The organism is Bacillus sp. FJAT-22090 (genome assembly GCF_007676755.1).
Lineage (GTDB): Bacteria > Bacillota > Bacilli > Bacillales_A > Planococcaceae > Psychrobacillus.
Genome location: NZ_VEBK01000003.1, coordinates 178621 through 202164, shown reverse-complemented (window position 1 = coordinate 202164; position 23544 = coordinate 178621). Strand labels below are relative to the sequence as shown.

25 protein-coding genes, 1 other RNA gene and 1 pseudogene are annotated in these 23544 nt (G+C 36.3%); 13 read left to right on the top strand and 14 right to left on the bottom strand.

Annotated features, from left to right (window positions below; translation table 11 throughout):
• Positions 1-9 precede the first annotated feature (9 nt).
• The 7 genes from FS486_RS05855 to FS486_RS05825 all read right to left on the bottom strand — a co-directional run bounded on the left by FS486_RS05855 (position 10) and on the right by FS486_RS05825 (position 7331).
• On the bottom strand, positions 10-1623 hold the full coding sequence (locus FS486_RS05855) for a YceG family protein (protein WP_144510390.1): 1614 nt from the start codon (positions 1621-1623) through the stop codon (positions 10-12).
• Between the two features lie 24 nt (positions 1624-1647).
• Entirely contained in the window at positions 1648-2454 is an 807-nt protein-coding gene (locus FS486_RS05850; protein WP_186321374.1) for an HAD family hydrolase, read from the bottom strand.
• Positions 2451-3566 (bottom strand): cysteine protease StiP family protein, encoded by a 1116-nt coding sequence (locus FS486_RS05845; RefSeq protein WP_260858032.1) that lies wholly within the window; start codon positions 3564-3566, stop codon positions 2451-2453. Before FS486_RS05845 ends, FS486_RS05850 begins: the two co-directional genes overlap by 4 nt.
• The gene (locus FS486_RS05840; protein WP_260858031.1) at positions 3556-4863 is read right to left on the bottom strand and encodes a phosphoribosyltransferase domain-containing protein; all 1308 of its coding nucleotides are present in this window, start codon (positions 4861-4863) and stop codon (positions 3556-3558) included. Before FS486_RS05840 ends, FS486_RS05845 begins: the two co-directional genes overlap by 11 nt.
• A 13-nt stretch (positions 4864-4876) precedes the next feature.
• Positions 4877-6007 (bottom strand): HpcH/HpaI aldolase/citrate lyase family protein, encoded by a 1131-nt coding sequence (locus FS486_RS05835; RefSeq protein ID WP_144510386.1) that lies wholly within the window; start codon positions 6005-6007, stop codon positions 4877-4879.
• 119 nt (positions 6008-6126) lie between these two features.
• Entirely contained in the window at positions 6127-6702 is a 576-nt protein-coding gene (locus FS486_RS05830) for a TerD family protein (RefSeq protein ID WP_144510385.1), read from the bottom strand.
• 14 nt (positions 6703-6716) lie between these two features.
• Entirely contained in the window at positions 6717-7331 is a 615-nt protein-coding gene (locus FS486_RS05825) for a TerD family protein (protein ID WP_144510384.1), read from the bottom strand.
• A gap of 263 nt (positions 7332-7594) precedes the next feature.
• Between FS486_RS05825 and FS486_RS05820 the strand changes: the two genes are divergently transcribed.
• Positions 7595-7972: a PH domain-containing protein gene (locus FS486_RS05820; RefSeq protein ID WP_144510383.1), complete on the top strand. Its 378-nt coding sequence runs from the start codon at positions 7595-7597 to the stop codon at positions 7970-7972.
• Positions 7973-8157: 185 nt separating this feature from the next.
• Here FS486_RS05820 and FS486_RS05815 read toward each other — a convergent pair whose 3' ends face one another.
• A complete protein-coding gene (locus FS486_RS05815; protein WP_144510382.1) occupies positions 8158-8787 on the bottom strand; it encodes an alpha/beta hydrolase in 630 nt (209 codons plus the stop codon).
• Between the two features lie 138 nt (positions 8788-8925).
• Between FS486_RS05815 and cypC the strand changes: the two genes are divergently transcribed.
• Positions 8926-10179: a CYP152 family fatty-acid peroxygenase CypC gene (gene cypC / locus FS486_RS05810; protein WP_144510381.1), complete on the top strand. Its 1254-nt coding sequence runs from the start codon at positions 8926-8928 to the stop codon at positions 10177-10179.
• An 18-nt stretch (positions 10180-10197) separates the two neighbouring features.
• Positions 10198-10440: a hypothetical protein gene (locus tag FS486_RS05805; RefSeq protein WP_144510380.1), complete on the top strand. Its 243-nt coding sequence runs from the start codon at positions 10198-10200 to the stop codon at positions 10438-10440.
• A gap of 48 nt (positions 10441-10488) precedes the next feature.
• On the opposite strand, the gene FS486_RS05800 is transcribed toward FS486_RS05805, so the two are convergent.
• Complete coding sequence (locus FS486_RS05800) at positions 10489-11379, bottom strand: LysR family transcriptional regulator (RefSeq protein WP_144510379.1); 891 nt, start codon at positions 11377-11379, stop codon at positions 10489-10491.
• A gap of 119 nt (positions 11380-11498) precedes the next feature.
• On the opposite strand from FS486_RS05800, the gene hutG reads away from it, so the two are divergent.
• The 6 genes from hutG to ssrS all read left to right on the top strand — a co-directional run bounded on the left by hutG (position 11499) and on the right by ssrS (position 17035).
• Positions 11499-12482 (top strand): formimidoylglutamase, encoded by a 984-nt coding sequence (gene hutG, locus FS486_RS05795; protein WP_144510378.1) that lies wholly within the window; start codon positions 11499-11501, stop codon positions 12480-12482.
• Complete coding sequence (gene gltS, locus FS486_RS05790; RefSeq protein ID WP_144510377.1) at positions 12466-13656, top strand: sodium/glutamate symporter; 1191 nt, start codon at positions 12466-12468, stop codon at positions 13654-13656. Before hutG ends, gltS begins: the two co-directional genes overlap by 17 nt.
• Positions 13657-14268: 612 nt before the next feature.
• A complete protein-coding gene (locus FS486_RS05785; RefSeq protein WP_395940840.1) occupies positions 14269-15231 on the top strand; it encodes a VCBS repeat-containing protein in 963 nt (320 codons plus the stop codon).
• A gap of 233 nt (positions 15232-15464) precedes the next feature.
• Positions 15465-16157 (top strand): YqjF family protein, encoded by a 693-nt coding sequence (locus tag FS486_RS05780; RefSeq protein WP_144510376.1) that lies wholly within the window; start codon positions 15465-15467, stop codon positions 16155-16157.
• Positions 16158-16223: 66 nt separating this feature from the next.
• A complete protein-coding gene (locus FS486_RS05775; RefSeq protein WP_144510375.1) occupies positions 16224-16775 on the top strand; it encodes a YhcN/YlaJ family sporulation lipoprotein in 552 nt (183 codons plus the stop codon).
• 66 nt (positions 16776-16841) lie between these two features.
• Positions 16842-17035: non-coding RNA, 6S RNA (gene ssrS / locus FS486_RS05770), on the top strand.
• Positions 17036-17171: 136 nt separating this feature from the next.
• Here ssrS and FS486_RS05765 read toward each other — a convergent pair.
• Positions 17172-17465, bottom strand: coding sequence for a tyrosine-type recombinase/integrase (locus FS486_RS05765; protein WP_222122578.1), 294 nt, complete (start codon positions 17463-17465; stop codon positions 17172-17174).
• A gap of 49 nt (positions 17466-17514) precedes the next feature.
• Between FS486_RS05765 and FS486_RS05760 the strand changes: the two are divergent.
• Together FS486_RS05760 and FS486_RS20080 are read left to right on the top strand one after the other, a co-directional pair.
• Positions 17515-17721: pseudogene (locus tag FS486_RS05760) on the top strand (DNA adenine methylase); the annotation flags it as partial.
• Between the two features lie 549 nt (positions 17722-18270).
• Positions 18271-18462 (top strand): hypothetical protein, encoded by a 192-nt coding sequence (locus FS486_RS20080; RefSeq protein ID WP_186321373.1) that lies wholly within the window; start codon positions 18271-18273, stop codon positions 18460-18462.
• 88 nt (positions 18463-18550) lie between these two features.
• On the opposite strand, the gene FS486_RS05755 is transcribed toward FS486_RS20080, so the two are convergent.
• Together FS486_RS05755 and FS486_RS05750 are read right to left on the bottom strand one after the other, a co-directional pair.
• Complete coding sequence (locus FS486_RS05755) at positions 18551-19168, bottom strand: hypothetical protein (protein WP_144510373.1); 618 nt, start codon at positions 19166-19168, stop codon at positions 18551-18553.
• Positions 19169-19297: 129 nt separating this feature from the next.
• Positions 19298-19846 (bottom strand): hypothetical protein, encoded by a 549-nt coding sequence (locus FS486_RS05750; RefSeq protein WP_144510372.1) that lies wholly within the window; start codon positions 19844-19846, stop codon positions 19298-19300.
• A gap of 356 nt (positions 19847-20202) precedes the next feature.
• Here FS486_RS05750 and FS486_RS05745 point away from each other — a divergent pair, with 356 nt between their 5' ends.
• A complete protein-coding gene (locus tag FS486_RS05745) occupies positions 20203-20400 on the top strand; it encodes a hypothetical protein (protein WP_144510371.1) in 198 nt (65 codons plus the stop codon).
• 302 nt (positions 20401-20702) lie between these two features.
• Positions 20703-21167: a DUF4279 domain-containing protein gene (locus FS486_RS05740; protein WP_144510370.1), complete on the top strand. Its 465-nt coding sequence runs from the start codon at positions 20703-20705 to the stop codon at positions 21165-21167.
• Positions 21168-21565: 398 nt separating this feature from the next.
• On the opposite strand, the gene FS486_RS05735 is transcribed toward FS486_RS05740, so the two are convergent.
• Positions 21566-23089 (bottom strand): solute symporter family protein, encoded by a 1524-nt coding sequence (locus tag FS486_RS05735; protein ID WP_144510369.1) that lies wholly within the window; start codon positions 23087-23089, stop codon positions 21566-21568.
• The gene (locus FS486_RS05730) at positions 23086-23493 is read right to left on the bottom strand and encodes a DUF485 domain-containing protein (RefSeq protein WP_144510368.1); all 408 of its coding nucleotides are present in this window, start codon (positions 23491-23493) and stop codon (positions 23086-23088) included. The genes FS486_RS05735 and FS486_RS05730 overlap by 4 nt, the downstream gene beginning before the upstream one ends.
• Positions 23494-23544: the final 51 nt, after the last annotated feature.

Here is a 23544-nt window from a genome sequence, read left to right as displayed (position 1 = left end):
CCCCTTATACTAACGAAATTTTTTAAAGATTTTTTGTACGACACTCGGTTCTTTAAAAGGTTCATTAAAGCTTCGGTCATCCATCCAGTGCAAGTCAAATGTGCCTTCTTGTATCCATTTTTCTATATCCAAATGTCCTTTGGGATTGATAATGATAATGTCTAGACCTAGTAGATGCATCATGCATAATGCATTTGCATCGGATCTACTCAATTCTGGTCCCTTTTCTTCATTGTAAAGAAATATAGTAGGAACAAACTGTGGATAATCAAAAGTTTGTAATAGACGAACAACAAAATCTGGCAAAATCATCGATTGTGCAAAAGCGTATAATTGTAAATCTTCCATTGTTTCACTACCTTGACGGAGTAAGATTGGATTTTCAACATGTTTTGCAATAGCTTCTCCAATTACCATTTGGGTTCCTACTGGAAGTTTGTCGTAGGTCCACCAATTTGCAGTTCTCATTTTTTCGGGATCTAGTATTCCATCTGCTCCCAATGCATCTCGGTAATGAAATAGCTGATTAGTTTTTTGCTCTTTCGTAAATGGATATTGTCGAATTAACTGGGTATCCTCGCGCTCAGTTAAAGAGTGGACATTATTCCAAAAGCGTTTTCTATTTTTGTCAATACCCATCAGCTTGGCAAACACTACAGGGATTGTGACTTCCTTATTGCTAACCTCGAAATGAGGACGAATCATTGCTCTTTCTTTCGCGATTAAAAATGCTTCATCTTCTGTAGTTTTTAGTCTAATCGAATTAGTAGAATACGATTTAAACTGAAAGGGTTTATATAATCCTGAGTTTTCATGATGTAATAGTTCATTAATTTCTTGAGTTGCTTTAAACGCAACAGTTCCGGCAATTTTAGGCATTTCCTCTGGTAAAGGCTTTGGTTCGCTCTCGGTTTTTGGGAAACGATAGCTATGATCTTCATCAACCGCTAGCATCTGTTTAGGCCAAGACTCTCCACTAGGATTAAAAAGAACTATATGGAAACCGAAGTTAGCTAGATATGTAAGGAACCATTTTTCACTTGGAGTAGCAGGACCGTACCATAGATAACCTGGAAGACCAGTTTTTAAATTTAAGTTATTTAATGCCGGTTCTACATGATTGAAGATCCATTTCACAAGGTCTGTCGTGATACGTCGATACTCATGATGAAGCGTTCCTTCAACATAGGTGGCCTGTAGTTCTTTTAATAGGTCTATCAATGTAGTTCTTATTCTTCTATTCAGACTTGTATCTTCTAGTTTAGGTAGTAACGAATAACCATCGAGAAAAGCTACCATGCGATTAGGGGATAATCCCTTTTCTTTTCGATGCATATCAAAAAGTTGATTGATAGCACGTAACTTATCAGCTGAAATTTCCTTATTTAGTGCATCCGATAGAATAATTAACTTGCCTGAGGAATCATTTACTTGTGTATGCAGGAATGAGAAATATTCATCTTCATCTAAAGACACTCCAACGTATTGGCAGACTAATTGAGGATATGTTAGTCGCTCCTCATCAATAGAAACCAGCGTTGGATCTCCTAAAGAGTCTTTTAACCAATTCCCAATATTGGATGAATCCCACGAGTTCATCCGGATTGGATTTAAATTCACCATGGGTTCTCCTCCTATCCATACATATTATAACAAAAAATCATTCACTTTTTTTAAAATCTCTTCTCCAGCAAGTACACCTGTACTATTGGTAATATTGATGTGAGAAGGGAGCAGATCTCTCTTCAGAACTGCCTCTCCATGACAAGGAATAAAACCATGATCGGCATTCATCACCATGTCAAAGTCTAACAGTGAATCCCCCGCAGCGATTACAGTCTTAGCTCCAATGCGTTCTTTCACAAATTGCAGAGCAGTTGACTTATTGATGCAATTTGGCATGATGTATAGCTTTCTGCCTTGATGGGAAATTGTGAAACCTTGCTGATAAAAGATTTGGGAAAGATTTTCAAATTCCTCCACTGAAAAGGTTTCTTCATCAATAATCATATAGACGAACCAGGACTCAGCTTCCAGAACTTTGAGAACAAATTCTTTTGTTGCATATGCCTCTAGTTGCGGCATTACATGTTCAACCGAAGTACATTCTTGTTGTAGTTGCTTTTTCACTTTATCCGACCACTCATGAAGAGGCTTTCCATCCTCTAAAATAACCGCTCCGTTGGAAACGATCGCATAATTTGGTTTTTCACGTTTATGAAATAAGCCAGTTAATCGGTTATATTGAGTTGCGGTTCTTGTTGTAACAGGTACAAAGTTTATATCAGAAGGAAGCCGATTAAAATAATCAATTCCTGTATTGGTCATAAAGGCAACAGGCTTTTCATCGATCCATTCAACAGTAGAAAGCTCCTGCTCGTTGACTTCCTGTCCTCTAGATTTTTTACTGTAAATAAGTGTTCTATCTAAGTCGCTTGCAAATAGAATAGTCATAGTAAATCCTCGGTTTCTATAAGTCCGATTGCTTGATAAAAAAGTTCTGGAACAACTTCTATAGGAATACTTTTTTCTTTGCATAAATGCACGATATGCCTTGTCGACTCATGATGGGCGTCACGGAGCAAGATTTTAAAAGGCTTCCTTCTTAATAATACTCTTGTGGTTTCCCCAACGCTTGGTTTTACTTTGCTTATATCACCCGATTTATAGAACTGTTTCGCAATAATTTCAACTTCGTGCATGCCTCTCCAAGTTCTCTCATGGACGATGGGTAAGTCTGCAGCTAGTTTGTTAATAATTATTTCTTGGTTTTGAAAACGTGAGGCTATATGGTCAATGAAGTCATTGGAAACATCTTCTTTTTCAAGTTCCGCATAATATTTGGCACCGTGAAAGTCACCAGGTTCTTGGAATTGTTCATTTAAAATAGTGCGACTTACTAGTCCCGAAACGGTGGAATTTAAACAAGCATTTGGAATGAGAAAATCTTCTCTAGTTCCAAAAAGCGTTGCACACTCTCCAGGATCAGATAAAACAGCCAAATCGTCGTTCAACTGGAGTTCATACAGTTCATTTAACTGTTGAACCGATTTTGTCAGTTCCTTTTGAATGGCACCTTTTCCTGTCCATCCATCGACAAATTGTAGATGACTATTCGGATACAGTGCTCTTATAGTCTTTACAGCTTCTTCATCAATACCCTTCCCTCTTAATATAGATATACTAAAATGGGGCCAATTAAGTTTCAAAAAGTTTTGAGCGTATCTTCTCATTAATACACCAATTGGACTTCCTGCACGCGCTAGAGAAATGAGTACTACATCATTCGTATTAGCATACTTTTTAACGCGTCTAGTTAAAACGCCAACAAGCCGTGCCACATAGTCGGAAGAATCCCTGAGTGCCTGATGATAGAGGTGAGTATACTCAGTGGAAGGGCGATATTCAATAGGTAGAGACTCGGCATAGTGATTGCCCTGCTGAAATGACTTTTCCCTATTTTCGACAGACGATTCGATTTTTACATCCGATAAATCCTTCAGTAAAAAAGTAATATCCTCAGGTGGGTAACTTGTTTTTACCAAATCAGTTGTATTAAGCTTCAACAGTTTCACCTCTTTCATATGGCATCGCAAGAGATACCCATATTACAGGTGCGACTGTTTCAAGATGTGTAAGAAGTGGAAACCAAGTTGTATGATCTTTTACGGATTCAGCGATTACAACTATTTGCTCAGTCTCCATATCGGATAGATTATAAAGGTATTGGTCAATTCCAAGTGAATCTGGTAAAGCGAATTTACATTTTTGTTTGATAGGATATGCTTCTTCATCTTTAGCGAAAATGGGACTTCTAGTCGTTGTTTGTACTTTTGTATGTTCGCCTAAAGCTAAAGCAAATCTTTGTGGAAGATAAATATTTTCTCCCATACCAATAACGAGAGTAGGTTTGTTTCTATCAATGTGAGAGAGCTTGTTTATAAGCTTTTGAATCCACTCTTCCATTTCGTCGTGATGATCACTTGTTAAACCAAATCTCCCGGTGAAAGTGCAATAGGTAGCGTACTCGCTATAATGTTTAGAAGTAATATCCTTGGATGCTTCTTCATCTATAAATAAGTCAAATTCATTATTCCCAACTAAGTAATTTATCTCATTTTCTTCTATCATAGCATCGTTTACCAATGAAAATTGTCCAGAAAGAATTGCAATAACCTCAGCAGCAATGTCATGGGCTTTCATCAATTGATCAAAATCATTTTGTTGTTCATCATTTCGCCAATCTAATATAGATAAGATTTTATATCGTTTACCAGGAAATGATTTATTTAATGCCATGATTAGATTGGATGCAGTGAGTCCCGAGGTAATTTCATCATCCACCAAGACAATCGTATCTGCCTCAGTTAGTACCTTTTCAGAAGCATAGACTCGATGGGAAGTAGCGTGTGAATGCTCCTCCTCAAAATAAAAAGAAGGCTTCATATCTATTATTTCTTCTCTTGTTGTATGGATATAAGTTGTGTCATGAAAATGGTTGAACACCGCATGACCTAAACCAGTTGCTGTTTCTGCGAAGCCGATAAATACTGTTTTTGTTGGTAATTTAGCCTTATGTGTTAAGGTTTTCTTACTTAAGCTCCTATTTGGAACACCTGAATTTACCATATGCACAATCTCGTTTAAATGAGGATGCGGCTGTTGTCCTTCGCTTTCTGAGAGCATAGATGCCAAAATAGAACCAGTTCCAAGCGAAATAGCAGGATCTACAGCTAAATGCTTTCCAAGTAAGCGGCTTACGAATAAAAACGTTCTTTTTTTATTAATTCTAACACCCATTCCAAAAAGGACGTCTAGTGAAAAACCATGAGGATTATCTTTTACTTCAATAGTTAGGTTCAAATCTCCATGTAAGTTATATTTCTTTAAGGTATTGAAGGAAGTCGAGTGATGTAACATTTTCTTTTAGCACCCCATATATTTCTGCTTGAGTAAGTATTTTTAAAGCCCAACTATAATGAGGCTTTACTTCATTCATTTTGTTCCGAGCGGGACTTCTTAGAACTCCGTTAGTCTCTGCTCTTTTTCCGGCGATTAAGAGTGCGTCGTCGTATAATTCTTTTGGTACAATATATGCAGCATTTACAATATCAATTTGTGAAGGATGAATGCAGGTTTTTCCATGAAAACCGTTTATCATATCTAGTTGCACTTCATCCCACAGTACCCCTTCAAAGCTACTGATAATTTGGGAGTTTTTGATTTTACTCTGAATTTCAAAATATTCATAGACAGGGCCAGAAATTACAAAGTTATCTTCCTGACGGGTAAACTTATTTAAAATCGAGGTTAAACAATCGGTAACAACCTTTAAATCATATACTGTTCGATTGCCAGGACGTCTTAAACTGAATAGGCTCGTAAAATCAGTCGCACCTACGCGAATTGTTAAAATGAGGTCTTCAAATTGTTTAAAGAGCTTGTACAAGCGAGTAAGTTCTTGCTCTCGGGATTCCATATATATTATTTCTTTTGTTTCTATAATAGGAAGGGCATACAAATCTATTAAATGTTGACGATTAATATCCTGTACAGTAAGTAAAAAACTTTCTGCATTAGAAGATGTACACTTTGGAAAAACGATTCCAGTAAGGAGTTGCAGCGTGTTTCCTAATAGTTTCGCCAATCTTTGAAGATGCTCTACATTTCGAATTCGAAGGAATAAAAGGGGAAGCTCATCTTCCAATATTCTTCCTCTTTCATAATTTTGTTCTATCTGTCGAAGTTCATCTATAACGTTGTTTTCAGCCTCCGTGAGTTCTGAATCCGAAATGGAATCTTCTAAGCAAATAATTGCGTTTGTTAAGTTTTTGAAATTGTTATTAGCTAATTTCGATGAAAAGTTACGCATAGAACCAGGTATGTACAAGGTTGCTCCTAGCGCAATGCCTAATTTTTTTCTTTCTATATCTCTTGAAAATTCTTTAGGTGGTGTATGAAAAAAATGGGACATTTCTTCCTCACGCACTCCTCTAAAATGCTTCATGACTTTCACTCCCAAAAATGAAGAATGCGCTGTTAGGCTAACCTAGATCCACCTACCAACTTTCTGATAGTAAAACAAAAAGCAAGGAAGAATACCCTTGCTTTTTGTTAGAGCCGTTTCTAGTTCAAGCCATAGTCTGAAACTAAAGCACCTAGGCCGCCTTGGTATCCACTACCGATTGCATTGAATTTCCATTCGTTGTTATGGCGGTAAAGTTCACCGACAACGACAGCAGTTTCAATAGAGAAATCTTCTCCTAAATCGTAGCGAATTAACTCTTCACCAGAATCAGCATTTAAAATGCGCACATACGAATTATTTACTTGACCAAAGTTTTGTCCTCTTTGCTCAGCTTCGTGAATAGTAATACTAAATGCAATCTTTTCGATAGAAGCTGGTACTGTCGATAAGTTAATATTTACTTGCTCATCATCACCATCACCGTCTCCAGTTCGATTGTCTCCGGTATGGACGACAGCGCCATTCCCGCCTGTTGTATTATTGTAAAATACGAAGTCACTTTCAGATGAACATTTTCCATTGCTCCCAAGTAGGAATACAGAAGAGTCTAAATCGAAATCATTACCGCCATCATACTTGTTTGTGTCCCATCCTAACCCAACTGTTACATTCACTAAGCCAGGATTTGTTTTAGTTAAATCTACCTTTTGTCCTTTTGATAAGTTAATGCCCATTCATAAACAGCTCCCTATAAGTATTTGTTTGCAATTGAACCAATGTCTAAATCTAGCGTTCCTTCACCGACTGCAGAGAACTTCCACTCGGAACCGTGACGATATAATTCGCCTGGGAAAAGAGAAGTCTTCCCTGCATAATTTTCAGTTAAGTTATAATGAACCAACTCTTCTTTCGTTCCATTATCTACAAGACGGATGAAGGCATTTTGAATTAGACCAAAATCTTGCTTTCTTTGTTTTGCTTGATAAATATTTACGACGAATACCAACCTATGTACGGAAGGTGAAATAGCATTTAGGTTAACATTTATTACCTCATCATCGCCGTCGCCATCACCAGTTAAGTTATCACCTGAATGAACGACACTACCATCTTGACTTGTCTTGTTCCCAAAATACACTAAGTTTTTCTTTGCTTGTAATTTGCCGTTCCCATCTAGTAGTAGTACAGAAGCGTCGCAATCTATTTCAGCTCCACTACCGCTACCACCAAGTAAGCCGCCTAAAAATCCGCCGCTTTTTTTCTTTTCTACGGGATCCCATCCTAAACCGACCATTACGCTAGTTAATGAAGATCTACCTTTAGTCAAATCGATTTTTTGACCTTTTACTAAATTAATTCCCATGCATATCCCTCCATTTATACTGTCTTCTAATTCATACGTTTATATGCGCAAAAAGTTTCAAAAAATAGAAGTAATGATACATCATGTTATCTAACTAAAAGCTTATCAGAATTTTTCACCTATTACTATTATTATTGCGTACGAAAAGTTATTTCAGCTCATATATACTGCATAATTAATTTGAATATTTAGTATTCATTATATACAATTGATAGAGTATGAAAATCATGATAAAAAAAGAACGATGAAAAGGGGGATAAACAATGGGCTTTTTAGATGGATTAATGGGAAATGCATCAGAAATAGAGTTAGATAAGGTAGAGAATGAACTTAAGGATTTGCTTGCTTCCACTGAGAAGGTTGAGCATGCATACAAGCTTATTCGTGATCTTATTGTCTTTACAGACAAACGGTTGTTACTAATAGACAAACAAGGAGTGACAGGTAAAAAGGTCGAGTATCACTCCATCCCGTATAAAAGTGTTGTACACTTCTCTATCGAAACAGCTGGAACATTCGATTTAGATGCAGAGCTTAAAATTTGGCTTTCAGGTAGTGCAGCACCACTTCAAAAAAAGTTCAATAAATCTTTGAATATATACAAAGTGCAGAGTGTGTTGGCTGACTATGTACTGAAATAAATGGAAGTGAGACGTCTCACGAAAGTAATCGAGGAGAATTTGCCTATTATGCAGAAGGATATTCTGTAGGGTTAGTAGTAGGCAACAATAAAAAATAGTATCAGAAAAAACCGATTCCCTATAATGATGGGGAATCGGTTTTTTGAGGAATAGAACGGGAAGAGGCAAGCCATTCCGAAACAAATTCATTCATTTACCTTCAAAAACTGTATTAAATCTTGTAGATTTTCCGGTGTTACCCCATGTCCCTCATTATAAGTTTTAAAAGTCACATGTGATCCAAGCGATTCGAAATAATTTTTGCTTTCCGCTCCCCACTGGGATGGGATAACATAATCATAGTCACCATGTGAAATAAAAATATTCAAATGATCAACAGGTAATTTCGCATATTCTACTTTTACAAAATCAGGTATATATCCACTTAAGGCAACAACGCCACTAATGATATTACCCATTGTTAGTGCTAACGTTTGTGCAATTACTGCCCCTTGGCTAAAGCCGACTACAAAAACTTTATCTCTAACTAAATCGTATTCCTCAATTGCTTCACGAATAAATGCTTGAATAAACGTTATTACTTTGTCAAATACTTCTCGGTCTGGTTGACCTTCCTCTTCATTTGTAAAAAAAGCATATCCTGGTTTGAAAACAATCGGTCCTCGCAGACTAAAAATATGGTGGGTTTCCTCAAAGTCTTTCACCAGCTGTAGTAAATCCTCTTCGTTGCTTCCCATCCCATGTATTAAAAAAATGGCTGGTTGTTTTCCGGATAAGGATGGAGCAGTATGTTTATACGTAAAAGGTGAGTTCATTTCATTTCTTCCTTTCTATCTACAAGTATTCTCATTTTATCATAGTTGAAATTATTCACGCTCTCTTGCTTTGTAAGTTTTAACGGAAACAAAAAGGGAACAATAATGATAGAAGAAAGACAAAAGGAGTCGGATTTTATGACAAGCCAAATACCACGTGAAGATGGAATGGATAATAGTTTACGTTTTTTAAGGGAAGGATATATGTACATTCCGAATAGGAGAACTAGTTTTGCATCTAATATTTTTGAAACACGTTTGTTAGGGCAAAAGACAATCTGCATGGGCGGGATAGAAGCAGCAGAGGTTTTTTATGATGATGAAAAGTTTATAAGGAATGGAGCAGCACCAAAAAGGATGCAGAAAACTTTATTTGGAGAAAAGGGAGTTCAAACTTTAGATGGTGCTGAACATACGCATCGTAAGAAAATGTTTATGTCTTTAATGACGAGGGAAAAGCTGGAATCATTAAGAGCTATAACTGAAAAGCAATGGGATGAAGCAGTCCAAAAGTGGGAGCTTCTAGACGAGGTAGTACTTTATGAGGAAAGCAAACAGCTATTATGCCGTACTGCTTGCCATTGGGCAGGAGTTCCGTTGGATGAGAAAGATGTGGTTGAGCGAACGGAACAGCTAGGGGATTTATTTGAATCTCCTGCTGCTATCGGTCCCGAGCATTGGAAGGGACGACATTCACGTAAAAAGGTAGAGAAATGGGTAGAGGAGATGGTAACACAAGTTAGAGAAGGAAAGTTAACAGCTCCAGAAGGTTCCGCTTTACATACCATTTCTTTACATCGTGACTTAGAAGGAAATTTGTTGGACGTAGAAATAGCTGCTGTGGAAATTATCAACATATTAAGACCGATTGTGGCAATCGCTATATACATTAATTTCACAGCACTCGCTATTCATCATTATCCACAGGAAGCGGAAAAATTAAAATTAGAAAACGGTGAATATGCCCAAATGTTTGTTCAAGAGATCCGACGTTTCTATCCATTTTTTCCATTAGCAGCAGCGAGAGTAAAGAAAGAATTTGTCTGGAAAGATTACACATTTGAAGAAGGGACATTAACGTTACTTGATCTATACGGAACTAATCATGATGCCATGCTTTGGGAAAACCCTGATATATTCTCTCCGGAAAGGTTTGCTGATTGGTCAGGAAGCCCATTTAGTTTTATTCCCCAAGGTGGAGGTGATTATTTGATGGGTCATCGTTGTGCAGGAGAATTTGTTACGATTGAAGTAATGAAGGTCAGTCTAGACTGCTTGGCAAACCGACTTTCTTATCAAATTCCAGCGCAGGATTTGAGCTATAGTATGGTGAATATGCCAAGTATCCCGCATAGCAAACTAATTCTTACGGATGTATCACGATCATATTAAGGACAGGAGATTCAAGTAGTGAAAGAATTTAAAGTAACTTACTTTTTTGATGAAGAGCATTATATTAGAAGGTTCATCCATATAGAGTCACAACAAAAAGCAGAAGAGCTAATTCAAAAAGAGCGCGATCAATACATTTCGTTTACAGATAGCCGAGGGATTTATCATGAATTGAATACGAGAGACGTTCGGGTGATTCAAATATCGGAATATCATCGAATCGATAAAACCAAAAAAGTATCAGGGTATAATGAAACCTGATACTTTTTTTATTCCTTGGCAATTGAAGGGAATTGCCGGTAACTTGTGTTACAAAACATCGACGAAATATTGCTTCGTTTTATTGATAAATGTATGAATGGCTGGTGATACATAGCGGTTCTTTAAAAAAGTTAAATAGACAGTTCTAACAAGTGCTGATGAATCTATTGATCTTTTCACAAGCATTTTATCTGGGAGTGCTAATAAATAATTTTCTGGAATTAGTGTAATACCGATACCTTCACGTACTAAACTTAAAGCTGTTTCAAAACGCTCAATCTCATACTTTATTGTCGGCATCACATTTTCTATTTCAAAAGCATTCAATACATCATCTCTTGTCTGAAATCCCTCCCTGCTTATAATGAACGGCTCTCCTGCTAAATCTGTTAAGGTTACGGTTGAATAATCAGCCAATGGGTTACTTTCGTGGAATACTAGAACGAGTTTTTCATTGTATAAGGGAATTGCTTCGATGTCTTCCTCCTGTATAAATTGGTTAGTAATGATTGCATGTGTGTGATAATTTCGTAACGAATTTTTTACGTCATTTCCGCTGAGCACTTCAGTTAGTTTGATCCGCATATTTGGAAACTCCTCATTGTATTGAACAATCACCTTAGGAATCCAATGCTTTACTGATTCAATCATGCCAAGCTGTATTTCTCCATTGCCGGTGTTCTTTACTTCCTCCATTTCCTTTTTCATACTATCCATCTCTAGTAAAAGGCGAAATGCTTTTTTATATAAAATAGTACCAGCTTCCGTTAATTCTATATTTCTTGTATTACGGTCAAGAATTTGGAAACCTAATTCACTTTCTAAGCTTTTTACGGCATTACTTAAAGAGGGCTGAGAAATATGTAACTTTTGTGCGGCTTTTGAAAAGCTCTTATGGTCAACAATTGCTACGAAATACGTAAGTTGTTTTAAATCCATCTATATTACTCCTATCATTTATAGTTTCAAGTTATATATTTATAGTAATTATATATTAGAATTAATAAATAAGTTAATTTATAATTGATAAAAATGTAAAATCTTCAGTTTACGAAAGGATGAAAGACTTGCTAAAAAAAGTAATGGAAAATATTTGGTCGGGTCGTACTGATCATCTTGAAAATAGAACAAGTTTCCGATATCACCAAATTGTTGAGTTAGAACAAATGGAAGCGCTTAAATCTGAAGAGGAGAGTTGTGTAATTATCGGCTTTGCAAGTGAGGAAGGTGTACGTAGAAATAAAGGTCAGCTTGGAGCTGCAAATGCACCTGATGCACTACGATCCGAATTGGCAAAGCTACCATGGAAATTGGCTGATGATAAACACCTTGCAGATATAGGAACAATTGAGTGTGCTGGAAATGACCTAGAAACAGCTCAACAACAGTTAGGTGAAGCAGTAAACACCGTACTAAGTAAAAAAATGTTCCCAATTATTCTTGGCGGCGGACATGAAACCGCTTACGGTCATTATCTCGGAGTTCGAAATCATATTGGGGAAGAAGCGAAGCTAGGGATTATCAATATTGATGCGCACTTTGACTTGCGCCCTTATGATGAACAGCCATCTTCAGGGACGATGTTTAGGCAAATATTAGAACAAGATAAAAACAGTAGCTATTTTGTTCTTGGCATTCAGCGGTATGGGAATACACAAGAGTTATTCGACAAGGCGGATGAACTAAACGTTACTTATATTTACGAAGAGGATATGCATGATGGACAATCTACTTCAGTAAATAAAGCAATCGAGGAATTTATCCAAAAACATGACTGTATTATGCTGACGTTATGTACAGACGTACTCAATGCTGCATTTGCACCAGGTGTAAGTGCTCCCTCCCCATTTGGCTTAAATCCAATGGTTGTTCGTTCCATTATTAAAACTGTAACTTCTCATAAAAAAACATTATCTTTTGATATTTCGGAAGTTAATCCAATATTGGACGAAAATAATCGCACGGTGAAATTGGGAGCATATTTAACGAACGAAGCAATTACATCATTTTTAGGAGGAAGAAAGAATGACACTATCACTTGATCAAATTACAACAATCTTTCTTTCCGTTGCACTATTGGTATTAGGAACATTCTTAGTAAAGAAGGTTGGATTCTTAAATAAGTTTTGTATTCCGGCTCCAGTAGTCGGAGGATTACTATTTGCCGTACTCGCGACGATAGCAAAATCATTTGGATGGTTTGAAATTACATTAGATACCTCGTTACAAGGTTTGTTCATGCTTACCTTTTTTACGACAGTCGGATTGGGAGCAAGTTTTAAACTTGTAAAATTAGGTGGCAAGTTACTCGTTATTTATTGGCTGGCTTGTGGATTTTTAGCGCTTGCACAAAACACAATAGGCGTGTCTATGGCTTATTTATTTGACCTTCATCCGTTAATCGGAATGATGGCAGGTGCCGTTTCAATGGAAGGTGGGCATGGTGCAGCGACTGCGTTCGGACAAACTGTAGAAGACCTCGGTATTAACTCGGCGCTTTCTATTGGGGTAGCAGCTGCAACGTTTGGTCTTGTTGCCGGTGGTCTCATTGGTGGTCCAGTTGTTAAATATCTTGTTACAAAGTATGATTTGAAATCAACTGAGACAGAAGAAGAGACAGAGATAACTCTTGAAGAAAGTGATAAAGCAATCAAATCAAATACATTTTTTACGCAACTACTCCTAATCACTTTTTGTATGGCACTTGGAACCTACTTAGGTAGTTTGTTCTCTTCCGCAACAGGATTTGTTCTTCCTGGATACGTTGGTGCTATGTTTGTTGCAGTTATCGTGAGAAATATAGTAGACAAATTCAATCCGAAGATTGTGGATATGCAAAGTATTGGCTTAGTCAGTGACATTTCTCTAGGTATCTTCTTATCTATGGCATTGATGAGTATAAAACTTTGGGAAATAGCAGATTTGGCGCTTCCGTTAATCGCTATCGTCATTGTCCAAGTTATTTTCATTATCCTTTTTGGTATCTTTGTTCTGTTCCGTCTTTTGGGAAAAGATTACGATGCTGCTGTAATGGTTGCCGGATTTACTGGTCATGGGTTAGGTGCAACACCTAACGCAATGGCGAATATGGCTGCTGTAACAGAGAGGTTCGGACCATCTAAAAAAGCATACCTTGTAGTGCCGATTGTTGGGGCATTCCTCATTGATGTGTTTGCAATGCCGATTATCATTACAACAATTAACTTATTCCAATAATTGATAAACAAATCCCCTGGTTCATGCGAGGGGATTTGTTTATTATACCTCCGTACGTAGAAGCGTCACCTCTTCATTTACCTGCATATGATGTGGAGGAAGGGGTGTATGATGAACGATTACGTAAATATATTCAAAAGTTTCTTGCCGCAAAGAGCAACGGTTTTGGAATTGCAACAACCTGAAAAGAAAGAAGCGGTAGTAGTAGCGGATATTGATGGAGATCAAGTGGATGAAATAATCGGAGCATTTAAATATGAAGGAAAAAATTATATTTTGATACTCAAAAACGTAGGCGGTCATTGGCAACCGTTAATAATGATAAGAGGAAGTGGGTACGGTATAAATGATCTATTGGTCGTTCCACTCACTGATACTGGTGTAAATACGATAGTGATTGGTTGGCAACAAGGTAGTATATGGTCCCAATTAAATCTCTTGCAATGGACGCCTCACGGGTTTGTGTGGCTACCTACGAATGATATCGTGTACAGCAAGCTAGAAGCGGAAGATATGCCAGGATCTCAGGGAAAAGACGGTTTGTATGAACTAGCTATTTGGACTCATGACACGGGAGAAGCTTATAAAGTGAATATTTACCGTCTAGACAAAATGGGTCTTGTAGAGGCAAAGGATGTCTATCCATATTATTTTAGAAAAGTGGCTTCTTATTATGAAAAGTTATTGAAGACAAATGACTATGCTTACTACTGGTACTATTTGGCCGATGCTCAAATGAAAGCACAGGAATTAGAGCAAGCATTACTTTCTATAGATAAGGCATTGTCTTTTTCTTCTCCTTATCCATCGGAAAAAGAGTTATTAGAAAAGAAACAAGAAATTTTAGATCAAATAGAGGGAGGAAAACAAAACAATCAAGTTGTAATAGATTGGAAAAAGGGAGACGTTACTGGAGATGGCTACGAGGATACAGTCTATTTAACGGGAGAAAAGACAGAGGGAAGCCCTTATTGGAAAAATATCACCCTAGTTATTTTGGATGGAAAAACGAACACATATGAAAGAATTCCTTTAAAAGAAAATGCGGGTTATAACCCAACGATATTTCTAGGCGACTTCACAGGAAATCATATTAAGGATATACAAATCGTTATAGATACAGGTGGGAGCGGTGGAATAATCTATGCATATATATTTGCATATGTAGAAAAGAAAATACAACAAATCTTTGATGCGGACGCATACAATGAGCGATCCAAATATGAAGTCAATTATCAAAATCAGTATAAAGCAACCGTGCTAAGCTCAAGCCCGAAGATAAAGTACACATTGGATTTAATGTATAAAGGTGAAGAATATCTGTCGGAAATTTATAACAAAGATGGCATGTTAAAAGAGCCAATTGAAGGATGGGTAGATCCGGTAAGTGGCTTATATCCGGTTGATTATGCAAGAGATGGCACATTTGAGCTGCTCGCTTATCAAGAAATTGCAGGTAGGTATCATGCTGATGGCTTAGGATATGTGCAAAACATTTTAAAATGGAATGGTCACGAATTTGTTAATGATCGACAAAATGTAGCGATTTTCGGTGAAGATTTAAGTAATAGCTGAATAAGTGTAAGAAGGAAGCTCCTTTTCTCATGAAAAGGGGCTTATTGTGTTTAGTTACTCTTATACGGGAATTGATTTCCAATATAACGGATTCCGTTTAAATTGTGACATATTTAGTAAAACTCCCATTTACTTCAAGGCAAATTAGGAAAGAAGTAAATAATTTCTTAGTTTGATGACAAACCTATTAGGAAACAATAAACGTACATTCTTAAAGTGAAAGGAGCAACTATATGTGGAAAAGACCATGGATTATGACCCAAGAATGGCATCATGTATTATTTCTCCATTGGCCTGTTTCTCCTGAAGAAGTTCGTGAACTTATACCTTCTGAGTTGGAATTAGACTTATACGATAACAGGGCATGGATTGGTTTAGTATTTTTTCAAGTAAAGAGGAACAGGGGAAGGCTTATGCCTCCTGTACCTGGACTACAATCTTATTTAGAGCTAAATGTTCGTACGTATGTTACCTATAAAGGAAAATCGGGTGTCCATTTCTTTAGTTTAGATGCGAGTCATCCTATTATTGTAAAATTAACGACTCTTGGTAACTTCTTACCGTATCGTTATGCCGATATTAGCTTTTCACATTATAAAATATTCTCTATTAAGAGTATTTATATGCACAAACATGCGCTTGCTGAAAACTTAATCACCACATTTAAGCCAATCGCTCGGCCCGTTAAAAGCACCTTCTTTAATCACTGGCTTACGGAGCGTTATTGTTTATGGACGAAAACAAAAGGAAAGTTATACCGTATAGACATTAGTCATTCACCTTGGGTTTTGCAAGATGTCATCGGCCAAACTTATGAAAATACAATGGCATCTTATATAAAAAACGACTTTCAATTGAAATCTCCTGTAGCTCACTATTCCAAAATGAAAAAAGCACGTTTTTTTCCACCCATTTTAGAAAAATAATATGAATAAATCTTTATATGCAACACATCCTATCATCAGCGTCAGATTTAAAGGAGGAATAGAAAGATGAATAAGTTACTAAAAATATCCATGACAATGCTTCTGGTGGGATCATTAGCAGCCTGCGGTACAAATAAGAAAGACAACGATGTGGCAGATAATAATACCACAACGACCACAGACAACACAGCAGATACAAACACAGGAACAGGCACGGATACAACGACTAACGGGACTACTGGTAACGGAACAACTGATAATGGAACGACTGCAGGTGATACACATGCTCAGAAAGTCGAGTTGGCTGATGATGTTGCAGATAAAATCAAAGGAATGGAAGAAGTAAAGGGTGCAAATGTATTCGTAACAGACAACAATGCATATGTTGCTGTCGATTTAAAAGATGGAGTAAATGCATCTGAAGAATTGGAAAATAAAATTGGTGATGAGGCTAGATCAACAAACGCAAACTTCAACAATGTATATGTCACGACGAACCCGGACTTCACAAAACAATTTAACGATTACGGTGAAAAAATCAGAGCAAATGAGCCAGTTGAAGGATTTTTTGATGAGTTTTCGGATACTGTAAAAAGAGTATTCCCAGATGCACACTAATTAAGTGTGTCTAAAGGTGGCAAACATTTCCGTTGATTTATAAGCAAAAAAGGATTATTATATGAATACAAGCTGCATTGTACGTATGGATATTAAGTTTTAACCTTTATGCTGTAACAGGGAGTTTTATATAGAAGCTGGAATGACAAGCCTTATTCTCTTTTGACAATAAGGACATGCAAGATAGCTTTTGCGAACACCCACTTTGAGGAGTGGTGGTTTAAAACTTTCTTATAAAATACGGCAAAGGCGGCTTACTTAAAAAGCTTATTATAGCAACATTTATAGAGCACTCCTTCCAGAAATGGTTGGGGTGTTTTTTTATGTCTTTTTATCATTGGTGCAAAATTGGTGCAAAAATTCACACTGAAATATTTTGAAGTATGATAATTCATGTTAACTTTGACTGCTTTTCGTTTGAAAAAGACTTTCTAATTTATCCGCTGCTGATTGGTCTGCAGATCGTAGAGCATGTCCATAAGTGTCCATTGTGATACGTATATCGGAATGCCCTAATAGCTCAGCAATAATTTTAGCGTGAACTCCCTGAGCTATTAAAAGGCTTGCAGAGGTGTGTCGTAAATCATGTAAACGGATGTATCTAATTTCTGCTCTCTCACAAACTTGCTCCACCAATTGGAAGGAGATGATGGATATAGATGCGTGCCGTCTTTTTGGCAGAATAACCACTCTCTTTCTTCCTCCTTCTATGTTTTCAGCTTCATATACATTCACTTCCATGACAATTGAGGATTATATCGAATTGTTAGATATATTAGAAGCCCATCCAGGACCTGTTCTTTTATCTGGGTATGCACATCAAGTATATGACTATAGGTTAAAGCATTGGCGAAGAGAAACTTTAAATGTTGCTGCGGAAGCTGGGGCAAAAAGGCAAGAGGTATTTTGGATTAATCCTGTAGCCGCAGAGTTTGGTACTAAGTAGCAGGCGTTGTTTTGAAGGGAACGAGATACCTTAGGTCACCAGAGCAACCGTTACTAAAGCTGAGCCGCATATAGCGGCAAAATGACTAACAACATCTGCTAAAGACTCATACAAGAAATTATTTTTCATATTAACCACCACCCGATTCATTTTTGCTTTAAGAAGTATTTGTAATGTTATCAACAAAACAAGTAACGTTGCTAAGGCTCCTAACCCAACTGGGCACCTAAGGTATCTCAAAAGAATTATATATCACTTACGGGTGAATTCATAGTACGAAAGGAGAATGAACATGTTTAAAAAGGGCGACGTAGTCGTAATGCACACTTGTGGTGAAGCTAAACATTATCATGGTCAGTTATGGACTGGTAGAAGTGATGAATTTACTTCTACCAGTTTATCGCAAGTAGTTTTTTTGAAGGTTTTAGCGGTTATTTTTCTACAGAATATTTGCAAAAAGTTAATTTGGCTAGCGAAGCACTGATAAGTGAAGTCAAGGCAGAAAAATTATTTGTACATTGCATGAACTGCGATTATGAAACAGAGTCGATGAGTGAAAAAGACTTGATTTATAAAATTAGCAGGATGGCGGCTACATTAAAAGTGATAAAGACGGTGGATACTATAGCGAATGCCCGAATTGCGAAAGCGAAAGTTTGTCACTCCAAACTACTTAAGTCGCTTTCCGTCCCTTCTGTGCAGCAACTAGAGATCATCCTTTCTTGCGGTAATCCTTTATGAAAATAAAATAAATGAAAGTGAAATTTTAGATTTCATACCCAGTCAAAATAAAAAAGGACCACTTAATCGAAGTCCTTAGTACAGTTTATTATTGGGTTTCATCAATATGTTCAGAATCTGAAATTCCGGGTTTATAACCAACAGAAAGCAAGATATCATTAAACATAGCTATTACGTCTTTATCTTTATCGATTAAGTAGAGATTGTAATTCTCTAGATTTTTAGTTATATTTTCTATGTCTTTTTTGCTAAAATCAACAATTATTTTTTGTCTAAAATCAACGGCATAAATCAATTCATTATTAGAGGGCTGAATTGATTCAACAACTGGAGAAGAGTGAGTTTCAAAATATTTTTGTATGCTTTCTGGATATATTAATGAAAAGTATAATTTTTGGTTTCCTATTGTTAAACTTTCATAAATATCTGAATCCATTTGGTACTCAATTTGATAAATTATCTCTTTTGTTGTTTCATCAAAGCTAGCATTAAAATTTTTAATAAAGAACTTAGGAGGCATTAACTTTTTTTCTAAACTATACTTGCCATTGTTTATTTGTTCTTGCGGAATTGAGTCAGTTTTGGTTTCTTCAACCGCATTCTCAGATTTGGTTTCTGTAGATTCTTTCGGTAATTTTTCTGTACACCCAAATAAAAGAATTATAAAAATAAGTATTAAAGTGTAGACTATTTTTTTTTGGTGCATTTTTATTCCTCCATATCGATAAATAGAATCTGGAAATCCCTGAATTATACCAAACAAATACATTTCGCCAGTCATGGAAAACTAAAGCAAATCTCAATGAAACTCATTGAGATTTGCGTAAAATCAAAGTTAATTTAGTGGAATCTTGTCACTCCAAGTCTGATGAGTATAAGTTGCTGAAATTGCTCTTGGTTCAGTTAAGCTACAATTTGTTGCAGCTATTTTGTAACGAGTACCTGTCGCTTTTACATATTGATTTCCAGCTACTAAATTCCACCGTCCTTTTCCAAAGTTCCATGTTGTTGTAACCGATTTTGTACTATTAAATCCATATCCGACGTTTGCTGTAATTTTTGCTCCAACCATTAATGTTTTAAATTCATATTCTCCACCAACATCCACAGTGGCTTGATGACTAATTGAAACACTCCTAGAAACTGAATCGACATCGGGACCAGGATTATTTGCTTCATGTGTAAAGTCTGTAGACTTCCATTGAGTTTTATTACTATAAACTGTAGTATATGTCCCGGCTTCTGGACAAGCTAATGGTGTAATTTCAAAGTCTACAGGCTCTAAATTACTTTCTGCAAGCACTGAGCTCTGAGATAAAGATAAAAATAGCGAAGAACTTAATGCCAATGTTAATAAAGTTTTAGATGCTTTTGATAAAGTCATAATATCACAACTCCTTAATGTTTCATCTTACAAGCGACTACTTAAAAAATATACAAACTCTCTAGAAAAGTTAATACTTTTTGAGCGAACCACAAAATGGAAGATGTTAAAGTTTATGTTATCAAGATATCCAAATATAAACAATTACATATGCATAAATGGATATTTTATTAATATAATTTTATTTTATATTTAGCTGGCTTTTAAAGACTTTAAGTTTAATATATCTTTATTTTTTTGAATTATTAGCATGACAAAGGATGATACGAATGTATAAAAATGTTTGAGAAATGTAAAATTTAGTAACTCATAAGAAAAAAACTACTACTATAAGAATAAGCTAAGGGGTGATTCGTGTGGAAATTATAAAAAACTACGTTGTTGTTCTTTGCAGAAAAATCGATATTATTGAAACCCAGCTGTTGCAAGTGGATATAGACTTAAAGTATTGGTTTGGCAAAGGAGAATTACCGTTCACTGGCACCGGTACAGACGATTTCGGGGTAATTGCGACTATGGATAACATTCAAGTTTATCATGATAAAAAACATTGATTGCAAAAGATGTTGGATTTTTATTTGGATATTAAGAAAGAGACAGAAGATAAGATCAATCAGTTGGAGGGATTGGATTATCAAATTGCCCGTATGAAGTATATGGAGAATAAGTCTTATAAGGTAATTGCGAGTGATTTGGGTAAGTCTTATGGCTATATTAGGAATATAAGTTCGAAAAATAATAAAATGATAAATTTCAAAAGAATTTAATTAAAATGTTTAAAGAAGGTTTTTTTATTATTTTATAGAATATTAGTATTAATAGTAAATATATTCCAGTATACTAAGGCGGTGGGAAAATGGAAACAAAAAGTTTAGGTAAAATAAGTTTTTCTATAGCTCCTATTGAAAATGATGATTTTCCTGTGGATGATTTTACTAAAGCTACGGGGATTACTCCTTCTGAATCCTACAAAGTGGGCGAAGAGTATATTCGAGGGAACAGGCTACAAAGAAGAATTGAAAGTGCTTGGATTTTAGATTCGGGCTATCAAAAAGAAGATGCTTGGTACGAATACAGTCACTTATTTGATTTAGTGATTGAACCTTTAAGGAAATGTGAGGAAATCATTAATGATTTCAAAAAGCGATATTCATTAGATATAAAGATTAGGATTTATTTTCATTATGTTAATGCACAATCACCAGGGGTTCATTTGGATAAAAAAATAATTCAGTTTGCAAATAGTATTGGGGCGGAAATTGAAATTTTTATAGACAATGATATTGATAATAAAACTAATTTTACCAGGTTATTAGAGTGAAAAATAATCAACTTCTAATAAGAAGTTAACTATATTTAATTTAAAAGTAAATAGTTACTTATTTACTTAATAAGGAACTTCAAGATAAGCCCCGAAAGAAGTTCCTTTTTTCAAAAGATAAACACCATTAGTTACTTTTGAACATCCCATTGCTTTGATTGTAAGTTGTATTAAAGAACATCTAGCAGGGATAGAACGACTATTCGAGTGCCTGTATTATAAGTATTTAGGGATTTTCCCAACCACTTTGAGGAGTGGTGGTTTAAAACTTTCTTATAAAATACGGCAAAGGCGGCTTACTTACTTTAAAATGTTAAACCGGTTTCCAGTGGAAACCGGTTTTTTTTTATAGAAAAACCACTAACAATTGACTCATCGATTGTTAGTGGCGATTTTATTTATTTCAATCCAATATTTGCTTTGACATCCACTTCCGCATATTTTTTCTGATCTGCACGTGCTCCAACTAATGTACCTATCCATCCTGCCACAAAACCTGCTGGAACTGAAATTATCGCTGGGTTTGTTAATGGGAAGATTGCTTCTCCAGTGAAGAAAAGGGATCCGTCTGCAGCCCATACGTTTGGACTTAATAATACGAGAACTAAGGCTGTCACTAAGCCCGTGACTATTGCCGATAATGCGCCTGTTGTATTAAAGTTTTTCCAATAAATCGTATAAATGATTACCGGTAAATTGGCACTTGCTGCAATACAGAAGGCAAGTGAAACTAAGAATGCGACGTTCATCGTTTGTGCACCTAATGCAAGAAGGATAGAAATCACGGAGACTCCCACTGATGCTAGACGAGCGGCATTCATTTGTTCTTTTTCTGTAACTTTTCCTTTTTTGAAAATTTGTCCATAAAGGTCATGCGCGAAAGCCGATGCTCCCGATAATACTAGTCCCGCAACTACTGCTAGAATTGTTGCAAATGCAACTGCTGAGACGAACGACATAAGAATATCGCCACCTAGTGCTTGTGCAAGAAGGGGAGCTGCCATGTTTCCGGCAGGATTCGCTGCTATAATTGTTTCTGACTTTACAAATGCAGCTGCACCAAAGCCCAAGAAAATTGTCAAGACATAGAAAATCCCTACAATCCATGTGGCATAAACTACGGAGCTACGTGCTGTTTTTGCATCTTTTACCGTAAAGAAACGCATTAAAATATGTGGTAGACCAGCAGTACCTAATACTAGGGCGATCATTATCGATAGAGTATCTAAACCATTCGTATATTTAACTCCCGGATGTAGATAAGCTTCACCGTGTGCTGTTGCACCCTTCATTTCTGTAAACATCCCTAATATATTAAAATTGAATTTCCATAAAACTAAGAAAGAGATAATGACAGTACCGACCATGAGTAATACTGCTTTAATAATTTGCACCCAACTTGTTGCAGCCATACCACCCCATAAAACATAGATGGTCATCATTACACCTACGATTAATACAGCGATCCAATAATCAATGCCTAATAATAATTGAATAAGTGCACCTGCACCGACAAGCTGTGCAATCATATAGAATAAGACGATAGTTAATGTACTGACAGCCGCCGCAGCACGAATTTTCTTTTGGTTGAAACGAGCTGTAATCATATCTGCTAACGTATAACGACCTAAGTTTCTTAATGGTTCCGCGACAATATACAATACAACCAAGTAAGCTACTAAATAACCAATACTATAGAAGAAACCATCGAAACCAAAGAGCGCAATGGCACCCGCAATCCCTAAGAAAGAAGCGGCGGATAGATAATCTCCTGCAATAGCAATCCCATTTTGCCAACCGGATAGGCCGCCTCCAGCCGTATAGAACTCACTTGCCGAGTTTGTACGTTTTGAAGCGATATATGTTACAAATAGTGTTAGTGCTACAATTCCTACAAAAAAAGATATACCTATTGGACTCATTCATAGCCACCAGCCTTTTCCTTTTCAAAAATCTCGTCTGCATCACGATCATACCCATTAGCTTTACTAACATAAATCATACATAACACCCATGTCATAATAAATAAGGCGATTGCATATATCCACACCCATGCCACATCACCAAAAGCATTCGTATTTAACACGGTTGTATAAGAAGTTAGGGCTGGCAACGTAATATAGCATAATAAGAAAAAGATAGAGACAGGTAAAATAAACTTTCTCTTTTTAGATTTTAAAGATTGAAATTCTTGACTTGCTGAAATTCTCTCGTAATTTGGCGTTCCAGATACTTTTGGGTGATCTTGTACAGTTTCATCCTTCGAAAGAGTCTTTTTTTCTCGGGGGTTTTCCGGAGTAAAAACACTTTCTATTTTTTTTGCCATTTAACATTCCTCCTAGTAAAATATTTTCTTATTTTTGGAATATTCTGTTCT